Consider the following 16045-nt stretch of genomic DNA (forward strand, 5'->3'; position numbering starts at 1 on the left):
CCGGGGGCGGGTCACCGGGCTTTCCGCGAGTGAGCCGAAGAGGCGCGCGGGCACCGATAGGGAGAATGCGTGGAGGCGGGTGCCGCATCCGCGGGGGCGGGTCACCGGGCTTTCCGCGAGTGAGCCGAAGAGGCGCGCGGGCACCGATAGGGAGAATGCGTGGAGGCGGGTGCCGCATCCGCGGGGGTGGGTGACCGGGCTTTCCGCGAGTGAGCTGAAGAGGCGCGCGGGTGCCGATAGGGAGAACGCGCGGAGGCCGCGAGGAACGAGTGGTCGAGCACGATCGACCGTCGGTGGACGCTTTGGCGCCTCGGAGGTGAACCGAGCGCCCAAAAAAGGTGGTCGAGCACGATTGACCGTCGGTGGACGCTTTGGCGCCTCGGAGGTGAACCGAGCGCCCAAAAAAGGTGGTCGAGCACGATTGACCGTCGGTGGACGCTTTGGCGCCTCGGAGGTGAACCGAGCGCCCAAAAAAGGTGGTCGAGCACGATCGACTGTCGGTGGACGCTTGAGCGCCTCGGAGGCGAACCGAGCGCCAAAAAATGAGGAGGCCCCCTGATGGCTCGGCGATACGACTGCAACGACGCTACCGACCGTAAGACCGGCCTGCGTGAGGCCGCGTCCGCCGTCCGCCGGGGCGAGCTGGTCGTGCTGCCCACCGACACCGTGTACGGGCTCGGTGTGGACGCCTTCAGCTCCGAGGCCGTCGCCGATCTGCTGGCGGCCAAGGGCAGGGGGCGCAACATGCCGACCCCTGTCCTCATCGGCTCTCCCAACACGCTGCACGGCCTCGTCACGGACTTCTCCGAGCAGGCGTGGGAACTCGTCGACGCGTTCTGGCCGGGGGCGCTGACGCTGGTCGCCCGGCATCAGCCGTCGCTCCAGTGGGACCTCGGGGACACCCGGGGCACGGTCGCCATCCGGATGCCGCTGCACCCGGTCGCGATCGAGCTGCTCACGGAGGTCGGCCCCATGGCGGTGTCCTCGGCGAACCTCACCGGGCACGCGGCGCCCGAGGACTGCGGTGCCGCGCAGGAGATGCTGGGCGATTCCGTCTCCGTGTATCTCGACGGCGGTCCGACGCCCGGGATCGTGCCGTCCTCGATCGTCGACGTCACGGGCGAGATGCCCGTCCTGCTGCGCGCGGGTGCCCTCGACGCGGATGAGCTGCGCAAGGTCGTACCCGACCTTGAGGTGGCCCCTTGATCGCTCCTGAGGGGCGTGGCATAGGTGAGGCCGACACCGGCGACACGTTCAGAATCCTCCATGTCAGTACCGGCAACGTCTGCCGCTCGCCCATCACCGAGCGGCTGACGCGTCATGCCCTGAGCGATCGCCTCGGTGATCTGATGACCAGCGGGCTGATCGTGGAGAGCGCGGGGACCTGGGGGCACGAGGGTGCGCCGATGGAGGCCAACGCGGAGCTCGTCCTCGCGGATTTCGGGGCGGACGCGAGTGGATTCGTGGGGCGGGAGCTGCTGGACGAGCATGTGATCCGCGCGGATCTCGTACTCACCGCGACGCGGGATCACCGGGCGCAGGTCATCTCCATGGGGCACTCCGCGGGGCTGCGGACCTTCACGCTGAAGGAGTTCACCCGGCTGGTGCGCGCGATCGACCCGGCCACGCTGCCGGATCCGCGGGACGAGGGCATGGTCGAGCGGGCGCGGGCGCTGGTGAGGGCGGCGGCGGCGCTGCGGGGGTGGCTGTTGGCGCCCAGCCCGGACGCGGATGAGGTGTACGACCCGTATGGTGCGCCGATCACGTTCTTCCGCTCGATCGGTGACGAGATCAATCAGGCGCTGGATCCTGTGCTGACGGCGCTGACGGGTATCCCGACGCGATCCTGTTCCTGAGCCTGTGGCTCGGGTCCGTCCTCAAGCGCCGGACGGGCTGGGATTGCTGCCGTGGCCCGAGGGTTTGGGGCAGGCCGGGCGGGCTGGGTTTGGTGGCTCGTGCCGGGGGTCGTGCCAGGTGACCGGTCCTGTGGCCCGGGTCCGTCCTCAAGCGCCGGACCGGCTGGGAATCCCGCCCCGGTCCGAGAGCTTGGGGCAGGCCGGGCGGGCTGGATTCGGCGGTCCTGTGGTTCAGGTCCTTCCACAAGCTCCGGGCGGGCCGGGGTTGCCCGTTCCGGGCGGGGAATGCTGCTCCCGGCCCGAGAGCCTCGGGCACGCCGGGCGGGCTGGGGTTGCAGGCGTGACCCGGGTGGCCCGGGCGGCGGGCAGGGGGATGGGGCGCGGCCTACATTGGAGGGGCAGTTCGACCCTCCGTGCCCGGAGCCCGCCATGCCTCCCATGCCCACGCACCTCAGCACCGCCCCCGCCCCCCTCGACGACCTCCGCCGCCAGGATCCCGAGATCGCGGATGTGATCCTCGGCGAGCTCGGACGCCAGAGCGACACCCTCCAGCTCATCGCCGCGGAGAACTTCACCTCACCGGCCGTGCTCGCCGCCCTCGGATCGCCGCTCGCCAACAAGTACGCCGAGGGTTATCCCGGCGCCCGGTACCACGGCGGCTGCGAGTTCGCCGACGCCGCCGAGCGCATCGCGGTCGACCGCGCGAAGGCGCTGTTCGGCGCCGAGCACGCGAATGTGCAGCCGCACTCCGGCTCCTCCGCCGTGCTCGCCGCGTACGCGGCCATGCTGCGGCCGGGCGACACCGTGCTCGCGATGGGCCTCGCGTACGGCGGCCATCTCACCCACGGATCGCCCGCGAACTTCTCCGGCCGCTGGTTCGACTTCGTCGGCTACGGAGTGGACGCGGAGACCGGGCTCATCGACTACGAACAGGTCCGCGTCCTCGCCCGCCGGAATCGCCCGAAGGCCATCGTGTGCGGTTCGATCTCCTATCCGCGCCACCCGGACTACGCCCTGTTCCGGGAGATCGCCGATGAGGTCGGAGCCTGTCTGATCGCGGACGCCGCGCACCCGATGGGCCTGATCGCGGGCGGCGCGGCCCCCAGCCCCGTCCCGTACGCGGATGTGGTGTGCGCCACAACACACAAGGTGCTGCGCGGACCGCGCGGCGGGATGGTCCTCTGCGGCGACCGGCTGGCCGAGCGGGTCGACCGGGCGGTGTTCCCGTTCACCCAGGGCGGCGCCCAGATGCACACGATCGCCGCCAAGGCGGTCGCTTTCGGTGAGGCGGCGGCGCCGGCGTTCACGGCGTACGCCCATCAGGTCGTCGCCAATGCGCGGGTGCTGGCGGACGGTCTCGCGGAGGAGGGCTTCGCGGTGCTCACCGGGGGCACGGACACCCATCTGATCAGCGCGGATCCCTCTCCGCTGGGTGTGGACGGCAGGACCGCGCGGGGCCGTCTGGCGGCCGCGGGAATGGTCCTGGACACCTGTGCCCTGCCGTACGGAGACGGCCGCGGGATCCGGCTGGGTACGGCCGCCCTGACCACCCAGGGCATGGGCGAGCGGGAGATGGCGCGGATCGCCGGACTGTTCACCGCGGCCATCCGCGACGAGGGCGCGGCGGCCGGTACGGTTCGTGCCGAAGTGAGCGAGCTGGCGGGTAGATTTCCCCCTTGTACGGGGTAGCCGAGAGCGGAGTGCAACCGTCATCGGCCCCCGCATGTCCTCAACCATGCGGCCACCACGGCTAGGGTGTGGGGCTGAGATGGCCGGCGATTTCCTGTGGGGCAGCCCGTGCGTGATTATCTGCTGACGCTCTGTGTCACGGCCGCGGTGACCTATCTGCTGACGGGTCCGGTGCGCAAGTTCGCCATCGCGACCGGAGCGATGCCGGAGATCCGCGCCCGTGACGTACACCGAGAACCGACACCCCGGCTCGGTGGCATCGCCATGTTCTTCGGGCTGTGCGCGGGGCTGCTGGTCGCGGATCATCTGCAGAATCTGAACAGTGTCTTCGAGCTGTCCAACGAACCCCGTGCGCTGCTGTCCGGCGCCGCCCTGATCTGGATCATCGGCGTCCTGGACGACAAGTTCGAGATCGACGCCCTGATCAAGCTCGGCGGACAGATGATCGCCGCGGGTGTGATGGTCATGCAGGGTCTGACGATCCTGTGGATCCCGGTACCCGGTGTCGGCATGGTCTCGCTGACCGACTGGCAGGGCACGCTGCTGACCGTGGCCCTGGTGGTGATCACCATCAACGCGGTGAACTTCGTCGACGGTCTCGACGGTCTGGCGGCGGGCATGGTCTGCATCGCGGCCGCGGCCTTCTTCCTGTACTCGTACCGGATCTGGTTCGGGTACACGATCGAGGCCGCCGCCCCGGCGACGCTGTTCACCGCGATCCTGATGGGCATGTGCCTGGGCTTCCTGCCGCACAACATGCATCCGGCGCGGATCTTCATGGGCGACTCGGGCTCGATGCTGATCGGTCTGGTGCTCGCCGCGGCGGCGATCTCGGTGACCGGCCAGGTCGACATGGACGCGCTGAAGCTCTTCGAGGGCGGCACCCGTGAAGTGACCCACGCGGCGCTGCCGGTCTTCATCCCGCTGCTGCTGCCGCTGACGATCATCGCGATTCCGGTGGCGGACCTGGTGCTGGCGATCGTGCGCCGGACGTGGAACGGGCAGTCGCCGTTCGCGGCTGACCGCGGTCATCTGCACCACCGGCTGCTGGAGATCGGGCACTCGCACAGCCGGGCGGTCCTGATCATGTACTTCTGGTCGGCGCTGATCGCCTTCGGGGTCGTCCTGTACTCGGTGCACTCGGCGTCACTGTGGATCGTGATGGCCATCGTGGGGCTGAGCGCGGTGGGCCTCGGGCTTCTGCTGCTGCCGCGCTTCACCCCGCGGGCGCCCCGCTGGGCCGAGGCGTTCGTCCCGCCGCGTTACCGCCGCCGCGGGGCCCGCGGCGGCCGGTCCGGCGCTCTGCCCGCGTACGGGTCCCAGGCGGCCTCCCCGGAGCCTGCGGGGGATGCCCCGCGGCCGGCGGCGGGGGCAGGGACATCCGGCACGTCAGGGGCGTCGGGGGAGCCGGAGGAGCGGCCGGTGAGGTTTCCCGCGGGTGTCAACGGGGCGACCGCGCTGAGTGCCCGTTCGCGCCTTTCCGACCGGAGGAAGGCCGGAACGCGTGGGTGACGTACCCCACTTTCCACCCTGATACCAGACAATTACCCGCTGAATCATGCGCACACGCGCACGTTGACTCTCATGTGTGAGAGTTGGCACACCATTGGGTAAAGACCTCTTCAAATAGCTTGTGATACGATTCACGAGAACCGGCGACAGAGCCGAAAGACCGTAGTGCGACGGTCTGTTGGCCCCGAGGACCCGACTCGGATCCGGATTACGCTCGTCCATGACGACACCATTGCCCCCATCAGCAATCGGAGCTGCCGCCATGCCGTCAAATGACGCACGCACCCTCCTGAACACCGCCGTACCCACCGTTGCAGCCGGCGTGATCGCCGTCGCGGTCAGCGCGGGCGTCGCGGGTGGCAAGGGAGCGCTCGGGGCGGTCGTCGGCACCCTGGTGGTCGTCCTCTTCATGGGGATCGGCCTCGTCGTGCTCCAGCGCACAGCCAAGAAGTTTCCGCACCTGTTCCAGGCCATGGGGCTGATGCTCTACATGGCACAGCTGCTCTTGCTCTTCGTCTTCCTGTCCGCGTTCAAGGACACCACTCTCTTCGATGCGAAGGTCTTCGCGCTCACGCTGCTGGCGACGACCATCGTCTGGGTCGCCGCGCAGGCCCGCGCCTATATGAAGGCCAAGATCCTCTATGTGGAGCCAGAGGGTACGAAGGGTGACAAGACGCAGAAGGCGGGGTCGTCGGCGTGAAAGGTAGGGGCGGGATAAATGGCCTTTCACGTTCCTGCTATCGTCCGGTGCCAACTGCGGCAATGCGGGCGCGGGCATCTGAGCTGACGCCTGCTCATCCGCGAGGCTCACTGCCCGCCCGCCGCCCCCACATCCGTAACACCAGTCCCGTGCCGAACTGCGGCTGCGCGCCGCGCCGACACAACGAGGTTGCCGTACCTATGCGCCACGCTGAAGGAGCCCGCGGTGAGTGCTGACCCCCAGATGCTCGCCTTCGAGGCGGACTGTCAGATCTTCTCTGACTCCAAATGTGGATTCCCCGCCCCCGGCCTCCACACCTTCATGTACGAGCCCCTCTTCAAGGTGGGTGACTTCGAGTTCGACAAGCCGATGCTGCTCGCCTTCACGAGCACCATCGTCGTCGTCGGGTTCTTCTGGGCGGCCTTCAACAGGCCGAAGGTGGTGCCGGGGAAGCTCCAGCTCGTCGGTGAGGCCGGCTACGACTTCGTCCGCCGCGGTGTGGTCTACGAGATCATCGGCAGGAAGGAGGGCGAGAAGTACGTCCCGCTGATGGTGTCGCTGTTCTTCTTCATCTGGATCATGAACCTGTGGTCGATCATCCCGATCGCCCAGTTCCCGGTGACGTCGCTGATCGCCTACCCGGCGGTGCTCGCGATCATCGTGTACATCGTGTGGCTCAGCATCACCTTCAAGAGGCACGGCTTCGTCGGTGGCTGGAAGAACATCACCGGCTACAACAAGGAACTCGGGCCGATCCTTCCGCTGGTCGTCGTGCTGGAGTTCTTCTCCAACCTCCTGATCCGCCCCTTCACCCACGCGGTGCGGCTGTTCGCGAACATGTTCGCCGGCCACCTCCTGATCGTGATGTTCACGCTCGCGACCTACTACCTGCTGAACGGCATCGGGATCCTGTACGCCAGCACCTCGTTCATCCTGGTCATGGCGATGATCGTCTTCGAGCTGTTCATCCAGGCCGTCCAGGCGTACGTCTTCGTCCTGCTGGCCTCCAGCTACATCCAGGGCGCGCTCTCCGAGCACCACTGAGCCTCACCCCCACCGCACCACAACCCACTCCCAGACGTCCGGTGGCCAACCCCCACCGGGTCCTTGAAAGAGAAGGAAGAACCGGCATGTCCGCTCTCCAGACCCTCGCCGCCGTCGAAGGAAACGTCGCCTCGATCGGTTACGGTCTCGCCGCGATCGGCCCCGGCGTCGGCGTCGGCATCATCTTCGGTAACGGCACCCAGGCCCTCGCCCGTCAGCCCGAGGCTGCCGGTCTGATCCGTACCAACCAGATCATGGGTTTCGCCTTCTGTGAGGCGCTCGCCCTCATCGGCATCGTCATGGGCTTCGTCTACTAGGACGCGGTCCGGACAGCCCAACTCTTTTCACGGAAGGCACTGATGTGAGCGCTCTGTTCAATATTGCGGCAGCGGGGGAGGAGCAGCCTCCGCTCATCCCGCATCCCGACGAGCTCGTCATCGGCCTGATCGCGTTCGCCATCGTCTTCTTCTTCCTCGCCAAGAAGCTCCTCCCGAACATCAACAAGGTTCTGGAAGAGCGCCGGGAGGCCATTGAGGGCGGCATCGAGAAGGCCGACGCGGCGAAGACCGAGGCCGAGAGCGTACTGGAGCAGTACAAGGCCCAGCTCGCCGAAGCCCGTCACGAGGCCGCTCGGCTGCGCCAGGAGGCGACCGAGCAGGGCACCGTGATCATCCAGGAGATGAGGGCGGAAGGCCAGCGGCAGCGCGAGGAGATCGTTGCTGCCGGTCACGCCCAGATCGAGGCCGACCGCAAGGCCGCGGCCGCCGCGCTCCGCCAGGACGTCGGCAAGCTGGCGACCGAGCTGGCCGGCAAGCTCGTGGGCGAGTCCCTTGAGGACCACGCGCGCCAGAGCCGTACGATCGACCGCTTCCTCGACGAACTCGAGGGCAGCACGTCGAAGGCCGAGGCCGGCCGGTGAACGGAGCGAGCCGCGAGGCACTGGCCGCAGCACGGGAGTCCCTCGACGCACTGACGGACAACACGTCCGTCGACGCGGCGAAGCTCGCCGGGGAGCTGGCCTCTGTCACCGCTCTGCTCGACCGCGAGGTGTCCCTGCGCCGGGTCCTGACCGACCCGGCGCAGCCCGGGGAGGCCAAAGCCGAGCTGGCGGGACGCCTTCTGCGCGGTCAGGTGGGCGGGGAGTGCGCCGACCTCGTCTCCGGCATGGTCCGCTCCCGCTGGTCCACGTCGCGTGACCTGGTCGACGCGATCGAGGAACTGGCCGCCGTCGCCGACCTCACCGCGGCCCAGAAGGCGGGCGCGCTGGACGACGTCGAGGACGAGCTGTTCCGGTTCGGCCGGATCGCGGACTCGAACCCGCGGCTGCGGGCGGCGCTGGCCGACAAGTCCGCGGCGGTCGCCGCCAAGGGCGAGCTGGTGCGCAGCCTGCTGGGGGGCCGGGTCCACCCGGTCACCGAGCGACTGGTCGTCCGTCTCGTCACCGCGCCCCGGGGACGTAGCCTGGAACAGGGACTCCAGTCCTTGTCCAAGCTCGCCGCGGCGCGCAGGGACCGGATGGTGGCGGTCGTCACCTCGGCGGTACCGCTCACCGACCGGCAGAAGCAGCGCCTCGGTGCGGCGCTGGCGAAGCTGTACGGTCACGCGATGCATCTGAACCTGGACGTGGACCCCGAGGTCCTCGGCGGGCTCTCGGTGCGCGTCGGTGACGAGATCATCGACGGGACCATCGCGGACCGCCTCGGTGAGGCGAGCCGCCGGATGGCCGGCTGACAGCCGCCACCAACTGAACACGTACGACCAAGCAGTACCAGCGGCCCGGTTGGGCCGTGCAGAAATTGCAGAAGATTCCTGGGGGTCGGCCCCCAGACCCCCAGTAAGAAACTTCGGGCCCAACAAGGAGAGCAGGGAACCCAGATGGCGGAGCTCACGATCCGGCCGGAGGAGATCCGGGACGCGCTGGAGAACTTTGTCCAGTCGTACAAGCCGGACGCGGCCTCGCGCGAGGAGGTCGGTACGGTCAGCCTGGCCGGCGACGGCATCGCGAAGGTCGAGGGTCTGCCCTCGGCCATGGCGAACGAGCTGCTGAAGTTCGAGGACGGAACCCTCGGCCTCGCCCTCAACCTCGAAGAGCGCGAGATCGGTGCGATCGTCCTCGGCGAGTTCAGCGGCATCGAGGAGGGACAGCCGGTCACCCGTACCGGCGAGGTCCTCTCCGTCGCCGTCGGCGAGGGATACCTGGGTCGTGTGATCGACCCGCTCGGCAACCCGATCGACGGCCTCGGCGAGATCGAGACCGAGGGCCGCCGCGCCCTCGAACTTCAGGCCCCGGGCGTCATGATCCGCAAGTCGGTGCACGAGCCCATGCAGACCGGCTACAAGGCCGTCGACGCCATGGTGCCGATCGGCCGCGGCCAGCGTCAGCTGATCATCGGCGACCGCCAGACCGGCAAGACCGCCCTGGCCGTCGACACGATCATCAACCAGCGCGACAACTGGCGCTCCGGCGACGTGAACAAGCAGGTGCGCTGCATCTACGTCGCCATCGGCCAGAAGGGCTCCACCATCGCGTCCGTGCGCGGCGCGCTGGAGGAGGCCGGCGCCCTGGAGTACACGACCATCGTCGCCGCCCCGGCGTCCGACCCGGCGGGCTTCAAGTACCTCGCGCCCTACACCGGCTCGGCCATCGGGCAGCACTGGATGTACCAGGGCAAGCACGTCCTGATCATCTTCGACGATCTCTCGAAGCAGGCCGACGCCTACCGCGCCGTGTCGCTGCTGCTGCGCCGCCCGCCGGGCCGTGAGGCGTACCCCGGCGACGTCTTCTACCTGCACTCGCGTCTGCTGGAGCGCTGCGCCAAGCTCTCCGACGACATGGGCGCCGGTTCGATGACCGGTCTGCCGATCGTCGAGACCAAGGCCAACGACGTCTCGGCGTTCATCCCGACCAACGTCATCTCCATCACCGACGGCCAGTGCTTCCTGGAGTCCGACCTGTTCAACGCCGGCCAGCGTCCGGCCCTGAACGTCGGTATCTCGGTCTCCCGCGTCGGTGGCTCCGCCCAGCACAAGGCCATGCGCCAGGTCTCCGGACGACTGCGCGTGGACCTCGCCCAGTACCGTGAGCTGGAGGCGTTCGCCGCCTTCGGTTCCGACCTGGACGCGGCCTCCAAGGCGCAGATGGAGCGCGGCAAGCGCATGGTCGAGCTGCTGAAGCAGGCCCAGTACCAGCCGATGCCGATCGAGGAGCAGGTCGTCTCCGTCTGGGCCGGCACCACCGGCAAGATGGACGACGTCCCGGTCGAGGACATCCGCCGCTTCGAGGCCGAGCTGCTGGAGCACCTGCGCCGTGAGCGCAAGGAGCTGCTGACCAGCATCGCCGAGGGCGCGAAGATGTCGGACGACACGATCACCGCCGTCGGCGACGCGATCGCCGCCTTCAAGCGTCAGTTCGAGACCTCGGACGGCAAGCTGCTGGGCGAAGACGTGCCGGTCAGCACCACCAAGTGACGACGGAAGGGACCTGACTCATGGGAGCCCAGCTCCGGGTCTACAAGCGTCGCATCAAATCCGTCACCGCGACCAAGAAGATCACCAAGGCGATGGAGATGATCGCCGCCTCGCGCATCGTCAAGGCGCAGCGCCAGGTGGCGGCCTCCACTCCGTACGCCACCGAGCTCACCCGCGCGGTGACGGCGGTGGCGACCGGGTCGAACACCAACCACCCCCTCACCACCGAGGCTCAGAACCCGGCCCGGGCGGCGATCCTGCTCATCACGAGCGACCGCGGTCTGGCCGGCGGGTACTCCGCCAACGCCATCAAGGCGGCGGAGCAGCTCACCGAGCGGCTCCGGGGCGAGGGCAAGGAGGTCGACGCGTACATCGTCGGCCGCAAGGGTGTCTCGTACTACGGCTTCCGTGAGCGCAAGGTCACGCAGTCGTGGACGGGCTTCACCGACAGCCCGACCTACGCGGACGCCAAGAAGGTCGCGGACCCGCTGATCGCGGCGGTCCAGAAGGACTCGGCCGAGGGCGGTGTGGACGAGCTCCACATCGTGTTCACCGAGTTCATCTCGATGCTGACGCAGACGCCGGTGGCCAACCGGCTGCTGCCGCTCAGCCTGGACGAGGCCGCCGAGCAGAGCGGGACCAAGGGCGAGATCCTGCCCCTGTTCGACTTCGAGCCGTCGGCGGAGGACGTCCTCGACGCCCTGCTGCCGCGCTATGTCGAGAGCCGGATCTACAACGCGCTGCTCCAGGCCGCCGCTTCCAAGCACGCGGCCACCCGCCGCGCGATGAAGTCGGCCACCGACAACGCCGGAGAGCTGATCAAGAGCCTCTCCCGGCTTGCCAACGCGGCCCGCCAGGCCGAAATCACCCAGGAAATCAGCGAGATCGTCGGTGGAGCCAGTGCCCTGGCCGACGCGACCGCGGGGAGTGACAAGTAATGACGACGACAGTTGAGACGGCCGCTGCCACGGGCCGCGTCGCCCGGGTGATCGGCCCGGTCGTCGACGTGGAGTTCCCCGTCGACGCGATGCCGGAGATCTACAACGCGCTGACCGTCGAGGTGGCCGACCCGGCCGCCGACGGGCAGCTGAAGACCCTGACGCTGGAGGTCGCCCAGCACCTCGGTGAGGGCGTGGTCCGCGCGATCTCGATGCAGCCCACCGACGGTCTGGTCCGCCAGGCCGCGGTGACCGACACCGGCACCGGTATCACCGTCCCGGTCGGCGACTTCACCAAGGGCAAGGTGTTCAACACCCTCGGTGAGGTGCTGAACGTGCCCGAGGCCAACGCCGAGGTCACCGAGCGCTGGCCGATCCACCGCAAGGCGCCCAGCTTCGACCAGCTCGAGTCCAAGACCGAGATGTTCGAGACGGGCATCAAGGTCATCGACCTCCTCACCCCGTACGTCAAGGGTGGAAAGATCGGTCTGTTCGGCGGCGCCGGCGTCGGCAAGACCGTTCTGATCCAGGAGATGATCTACCGCGTCGCCAACAACCACGACGGTGTGTCGGTGTTCGCGGGCGTCGGTGAGCGTACCCGTGAGGGCAACGACCTCATCGACGAGATGAGCGAGTCGGGCGTCATCGACAAGACCGCGCTGGTCTTCGGCCAGATGGACGAGCCCCCGGGCACCCGTCTGCGGGTCGCCCTGGCCGGTCTGACCATGGCGGAGTACTTCCGCGATGTGCAGAAGCAGGACGTGCTCTTCTTCATCGACAACATCTTCCGGTACACCCAGGCCGGTTCCGAGGTGTCCACCCTGCTCGGCCGTATGCCCTCCGCGGTGGGTTACCAGCCGAACCTGGCGGACGAGATGGGTCTCCTCCAGGAGCGCATCACCTCGACGCGTGGTCACTCGATCACCTCCATGCAGGCGATCTACGTCCCCGCGGACGACCTGACCGACCCGGCCCCGGCCACGACCTTCGCCCACCTCGACGCGACGACGGTTCTCTCCCGTCCGATCTCCGAGAAGGGCATCTACCCGGCCGTGGACCCGCTGGACTCCACGTCCCGCATCCTGGACCCGCGCTACATCGCGCAGGAGCACTACGACGCCGCCACGCGCGTCAAGGGGATCCTGCAGAAGTACAAGGACCTCCAGGACATCATCGCGATCCTCGGTATCGACGAGCTGGGCGAAGAGGACAAGCTGGTCGTCCACCGCGCCCGTCGTGTGGAGCGCTTCCTGTCGCAGAACACCCACGTCGCCAAGCAGTTCACCGGCGTGGACGGCTCGGACGTGCCGCTGGAGGAGTCGATCTCCGCGTTCAACGCGATCTGCGACGGCGAGTACGACCACTTCCCCGAGCAGGCGTTCTTCATGTGCGGTGGCATTGAGGACCTCAAGGCCAACGCCAAGGAGCTCGGCGTCTCCTGAATCGCCGGGTGACCGGGGGCGGGTTCCTCCCGCCCCCGGCCACCGTCACCGTCCGGGGGACGCCCCCTCCGGATTCCGGCCGTATCACCCCGGCCGGGGCGGGGTCCGGCGTTTCGGCGTCCGGAGCCCTACTAGACTTATGACCCAACACCCGGCGCCACAGCCGGGTGGTGACCCGAGGAGCCACCCTTGGCTGCTGAGCTGCATGTCGAGCTGGTCGCCGCCGACCGCCAGGTCTGGTCCGGCGAGGCCACCCTGGTCGTCGCGCGCACCACGTCCGGCGACATCGGCGTCATGCCCGGTCACCAGCCGCTGCTCGGTGTGCTGGAGTCGGGCCCGGTGACCATCCGTACGAGCACCCCCGAGGGTGCCGGGACGGTCGTCGCCGCCGTGCACGGCGGATTCATCTCCTTCGCCGACAACAAGCTGTCGCTGCTGGCGGAGATCGCCGAGCTGGCGGACGAGATCGATGCCCAGCGCGCCGAGCGTGCGCTGGAGCGTGCCAAGTCGGATTCGGACGCGGCCGCCGAGCGCCGTGCCGATGTCCGTCTGCGCGCGGTGGCGGTGCGCTGAGCACACCGCCGACAGTCGTCGCCCTCAGCCGCGGCCCGGACTGGAACCTCCAGACCGTGCCGCGGCTGAGGCAATGCAGGTGCATGTTGGATCGCGATTCGGTACGAGGATGATGCGAGGAGGTCGGTGGAGATGTTCCTCGCTGTGCTGGTGAGCGTCCTGGTCGTCGTCACACTGGTGGGGATCGGGCTGTTCGTCTTCGGCCTCCGCCGACGGCTGATCCAGCGCTCCGGCGGCACCTTCGACTGTTCCCTGCGGTGGAACGTCCCGGAGACGGACCTCCCGGGCTCCGCCGGGGCCGCGCCTCCCACCGGCAAGGGCTGGGTGTACGGAGTGGCCCGCTACAGCGGCGACCGGATCATGTGGTTCCGGGTGTTCTCGTACGCTCCGAGGCCACGCCGGATCCTGGAGCGCGCGGCGATCGAGGTCGTCGCCCGCCGTACGCCCGAGGGCGAGGAGGAGCTGGCGCTGCTCTCCGACGCGGTCGTGCTCGGCTGTCTCCACAAGGGGACCCGCCTGGAGCTGGCGATGAGCGAGGACGCGCTGACGGGCTTCCTGGCGTGGCTGGAGGCGGCGCCTCCGGGCCAGCGGGTGAATGTGGCGTAGGACCCCCGCCCGGGGCCGTACGGCCGGCCTTCGTGCGTACGGATGAGGCGGCGCCGTGTCGCGTGGCTGCCGGCCCCCTGGGCTGGGGGCGCCGTGGTGGTGCCGGGCAGCTCGGGCGGCCCGCGATCGTGGCGGCGCCGTACGGCGGCCGGGTCCGGACCCGGCCGTACGGCGGGCGTCCGGGACCGGGGGCAGGCTCCCCGGCAGGACGGGCCGGAGCAGGTGGTGCCGGGCAGCCGACGTGGGCGGACCGGGCGTACGGCGGGCGGGCCCGACCGGGGGCAGGCCTACGGCAGACGGACCGGACCGGGAGCCGTACCGCGGCCGGGGCCGGGCGCGGGCAGAGAGAAGGGGCCGGGGAGATCGCTCTCCCCGGCCCCTCGTGCTCAGGAGTGACTACTGGAGCCCGGAATTCACCGCGCCGACCAGTTCACCGTTGCTGGTGTCACCGCTGAACTCCCAGAAGAAGGCGCCTCCCAGGCCCTGGCTCTTCGCCCAGCTCATCTTCGAGCCGATCGTCGCCGGGGTGTCGTAACCCCACCAGTTGGCGCCGCACTTGGCGTAGGCGGTGCCGCCGATGGTGCCGGTGGCCGGACAGGTGGTCTTGAGGACCTTGTAGTCCTCGAAGCCCGGCTCATAGGTGCCCTGGGCCGGGCCGGTGGCGGTGCCGCCCGGGGTGGCCTGGGTGACTCCGGTCCATCCCCGGCCGTAGAAACCGATGCCGAGCAGGAGCTTGTTCGCGGGTACACCCTTGGCCTTGTACTTGGCGATGGCCTCGGCCGAGTTGAAGCCCGACTGGGGGATACCGGTGTACGCGGTCAGCGGAGAGTGCGGAGCCGTCGGTCCCTGCGCCGCCCAGGCACCGAAGAAGTCGTACGTCATCACGTTGTACCAGTTGAGATACTGGGCCGCGCCACCGTAGTCCGCGGCGTCGATCTTGCCCCCGGCCGACGCATCCGCGGTGACGGCGGCGGTGACCAGGTAGTTCGGGCCGAACTTCGTGCGGAATGCCTGCGCCATGTTCTTCATCACGGCGGGGCCGCTGCTGTCGCAGGTCAGACCACACGCATTGGGGTACTCCCAGTCCAGATCGATGCCGTCGAAAACATCCGCCCACCGGGGGTCCTCGACCAGGTCGTAGCAGGACTGCGCGAACGCGGCAGGGTTCTGCATGGCCTGGGTGAAGCCGCCGGACCAGGTCCAGCCGCCGAAGGAGTAGAGGATCTTGATGTGCGGGAACTGCTTCTTCAGCTTGCGCAGCTGGTTGAAGTTGCCGCGCACCTGCTGGTCCCAGGTGTCGGCGACGCCGTCCACCGACTGGTCGGCGGTGTAGGCCTTCTCGTAGTCGGCCCAGGAGTCACCGATGGTGCAGCGGCCGCCCTGGACATTGCCGAAGGCGTAGTTGATGTGGGTGATCTTGGCCGCCGTGCCGGAGGTGACCAGGTTCTTCACATGGTAGTTGCGGCCGTAGATGCCCCAGTTGGTGAAGTAACCCATCTTGATCTTGTTGGGGTCGACGATGATGTCGCCGAGGGTGCGGACGGGGGTGGCTCCGCTGTCCGGCCCGACCTGGTTGGCGTTGTCACGCGCCCGGATCACATACGAGTAGTCCGTGGCCTTGGTCAGCCCGGTGTCGGTGTACGTGAGACCGGTGACCGTGGCGACGACCAGGCCGTCGCGGACGACGTCGTAGTTCAGGACGCCCTTGTCGTCCTGGGCCGCGGTCCAGGTCAGCTTGGCCTGGGTCTCGGTGACACCGCTGGCCACCGGGGTTCCGGGGGCTCCCGGCGGGAGGTCTCCGGGCGGGCCGCCGTCACAGGACGCGTTGTTGAGCGAGCAGTTGGACGGGGAGCCCGGACCGATGCCGTTGAAGCCGAAGGTGACGGAGGCTCCCGGGGCCAGGGAACCGGCCCAGGGCTTGTTCTTGGCGGTCCAGCGGGTACCGACACTGGTCACGTCCGCGTCCCAGGCGGAGGTGACCCTGGTGTCGGCGGGAAAGTCCCACTGGAGGGTCCAGCCGTTGATCGTGGTGGTGCCGGTGTTCTTGATCGTCCACTTGCCCTCGAAGCCGCTGCCCCAGTCGGAGCCCTTGGTGTAGGTCGCGGTCGCCGAGGTCGCGGCCTGGGCCGGGGTGGCGAGGCCGACCATCGCGGCCAGGGGAAGAACGAGCGCGGTCAGCACCGCGACGATCTTCGACCTGGTGGTGATTCTCGATCT

15 protein-coding genes are annotated in these 16045 nt (G+C 68.7%); 14 read left to right on the forward strand and 1 reads right to left on the reverse strand.

All coding sequences use genetic code 11. From position 1 onward, the window contains the following. Nucleotides 1-558 precede the first annotated feature (558 nt). From ACIBCM_RS25955 to ACIBCM_RS26020, 14 genes are all read left to right on the forward strand, one after another. Nucleotides 559-1206: an L-threonylcarbamoyladenylate synthase gene (locus tag ACIBCM_RS25955; protein ID WP_399247135.1), complete on the forward strand. Its 648-nt coding sequence runs from the start codon at nucleotides 559-561 to the stop codon at nucleotides 1204-1206. Further along, nucleotides 1203-1856 carry a protein-tyrosine-phosphatase gene (locus ACIBCM_RS25960; RefSeq protein ID WP_399247137.1) on the forward strand — a complete coding sequence of 218 codons (654 nt, stop codon included), beginning with the start codon at nucleotides 1203-1205 and terminating at the stop codon, nucleotides 1854-1856. The genes ACIBCM_RS25955 and ACIBCM_RS25960 overlap by 4 nt, the downstream gene beginning before the upstream one ends. Before the next feature lie 438 nt (nucleotides 1857-2294). Then, nucleotides 2295-3545 carry a serine hydroxymethyltransferase gene (gene glyA / locus ACIBCM_RS25965; RefSeq protein WP_399247139.1) on the forward strand — a complete coding sequence of 417 codons (1251 nt, stop codon included), beginning with the start codon at nucleotides 2295-2297 and terminating at the stop codon, nucleotides 3543-3545. Between the two features lie 108 nt (nucleotides 3546-3653). Next, a complete protein-coding gene (locus ACIBCM_RS25970; protein ID WP_399247141.1) occupies nucleotides 3654-5057 on the forward strand; it encodes an MraY family glycosyltransferase in 1404 nt (467 codons plus the stop codon). 262 nt (nucleotides 5058-5319) lie between these two features. After that, nucleotides 5320-5757: a hypothetical protein gene (locus tag ACIBCM_RS25975; protein WP_399247143.1), complete on the forward strand. Its 438-nt coding sequence runs from the start codon at nucleotides 5320-5322 to the stop codon at nucleotides 5755-5757. Between the two features lie 225 nt (nucleotides 5758-5982). After that, a complete protein-coding gene (gene atpB / locus ACIBCM_RS25980; protein WP_399247145.1) occupies nucleotides 5983-6801 on the forward strand; it encodes a F0F1 ATP synthase subunit A in 819 nt (272 codons plus the stop codon). Between the two features lie 86 nt (nucleotides 6802-6887). Continuing rightward, complete coding sequence (gene atpE, locus ACIBCM_RS25985; RefSeq protein WP_137993321.1) at nucleotides 6888-7118, forward strand: ATP synthase F0 subunit C; 231 nt, start codon at nucleotides 6888-6890, stop codon at nucleotides 7116-7118. A gap of 44 nt (nucleotides 7119-7162) precedes the next feature. Further along, nucleotides 7163-7720, forward strand: a complete 558-nt coding sequence (locus ACIBCM_RS25990) for a F0F1 ATP synthase subunit B (RefSeq protein ID WP_399247147.1) — start codon at nucleotides 7163-7165, stop codon at nucleotides 7718-7720. After that, a complete protein-coding gene (locus ACIBCM_RS25995) occupies nucleotides 7717-8532 on the forward strand; it encodes a F0F1 ATP synthase subunit delta (RefSeq protein WP_399247149.1) in 816 nt (271 codons plus the stop codon). Before ACIBCM_RS25990 ends, ACIBCM_RS25995 begins: the two co-directional genes overlap by 4 nt. A gap of 144 nt (nucleotides 8533-8676) precedes the next feature. Then, complete coding sequence (gene atpA / locus ACIBCM_RS26000; protein WP_399247151.1) at nucleotides 8677-10269, forward strand: F0F1 ATP synthase subunit alpha; 1593 nt, start codon at nucleotides 8677-8679, stop codon at nucleotides 10267-10269. 20 nt (nucleotides 10270-10289) lie between these two features. Continuing rightward, complete coding sequence (locus ACIBCM_RS26005; protein ID WP_399247153.1) at nucleotides 10290-11207, forward strand: F0F1 ATP synthase subunit gamma; 918 nt, start codon at nucleotides 10290-10292, stop codon at nucleotides 11205-11207. Then, nucleotides 11207-12649, forward strand: coding sequence for a F0F1 ATP synthase subunit beta (gene atpD / locus ACIBCM_RS26010; RefSeq protein ID WP_399247155.1), 1443 nt, complete (start codon nucleotides 11207-11209; stop codon nucleotides 12647-12649). Before ACIBCM_RS26005 ends, atpD begins: the two co-directional genes overlap by 1 nt. 189 nt (nucleotides 12650-12838) lie before the next feature. Further along, a complete protein-coding gene (locus ACIBCM_RS26015) occupies nucleotides 12839-13222 on the forward strand; it encodes a F0F1 ATP synthase subunit epsilon (RefSeq protein ID WP_006346591.1) in 384 nt (127 codons plus the stop codon). A gap of 132 nt (nucleotides 13223-13354) precedes the next feature. Further along, nucleotides 13355-13828 carry a DUF2550 domain-containing protein gene (locus ACIBCM_RS26020; protein WP_399247158.1) on the forward strand — a complete coding sequence of 158 codons (474 nt, stop codon included), beginning with the start codon at nucleotides 13355-13357 and terminating at the stop codon, nucleotides 13826-13828. Between the two features lie 396 nt (nucleotides 13829-14224). On the opposite strand, the gene ACIBCM_RS26025 is transcribed toward ACIBCM_RS26020, so the two are convergent. Continuing rightward, nucleotides 14225-15976, reverse strand: a complete 1752-nt coding sequence (locus ACIBCM_RS26025) for a glycosyl hydrolase family 18 protein (RefSeq protein ID WP_399247372.1) — start codon at nucleotides 15974-15976, stop codon at nucleotides 14225-14227. Between the last annotated feature and the right edge of the window lie 69 nt (nucleotides 15977-16045).

It is taken from the genome of Streptomyces sp. NPDC051018 (assembly GCF_044456085.1).
Taxonomy (GTDB): domain Bacteria; phylum Actinomycetota; class Actinomycetes; order Streptomycetales; family Streptomycetaceae; genus Streptomyces.

Bases quoted from the DNA above. Each gene is read 5' to 3' on its own strand.
- ACIBCM_RS25955 (WP_399247135.1), top strand. From the start codon at position 559: ATGGCTCGGCGATACGACTGCAACGACGCTACCGACCGTAAGACCGGC.
- glyA (WP_399247139.1), top strand. From the start codon at position 2,295: ATGCCCACGCACCTCAGCACCGCCCCCGCCCCCCTCGACGACCTCCGC.
- ACIBCM_RS25975 (WP_399247143.1), top strand. From the start codon at position 5,320: ATGCCGTCAAATGACGCACGCACCCTCCTGAACACCGCCGTACCCACC.
- atpE (WP_137993321.1), top strand. From the start codon at position 6,888: ATGTCCGCTCTCCAGACCCTCGCCGCCGTCGAAGGAAACGTCGCCTCG.
- atpA (WP_399247151.1), top strand. From the start codon at position 8,677: ATGGCGGAGCTCACGATCCGGCCGGAGGAGATCCGGGACGCGCTGGAG.
- ACIBCM_RS26005 (WP_399247153.1), top strand. From the start codon at position 10,290: ATGGGAGCCCAGCTCCGGGTCTACAAGCGTCGCATCAAATCCGTCACC.
- atpD (WP_399247155.1), top strand. From the start codon at position 11,207: ATGACGACGACAGTTGAGACGGCCGCTGCCACGGGCCGCGTCGCCCGG.
- ACIBCM_RS26020 (WP_399247158.1), top strand. From the start codon at position 13,355: ATGTTCCTCGCTGTGCTGGTGAGCGTCCTGGTCGTCGTCACACTGGTG.
- ACIBCM_RS26025 (WP_399247372.1), bottom strand. From the start codon at position 15,976: ATGGTCGGCCTCGCCACCCCGGCCCAGGCCGCGACCTCGGCGACCGCG.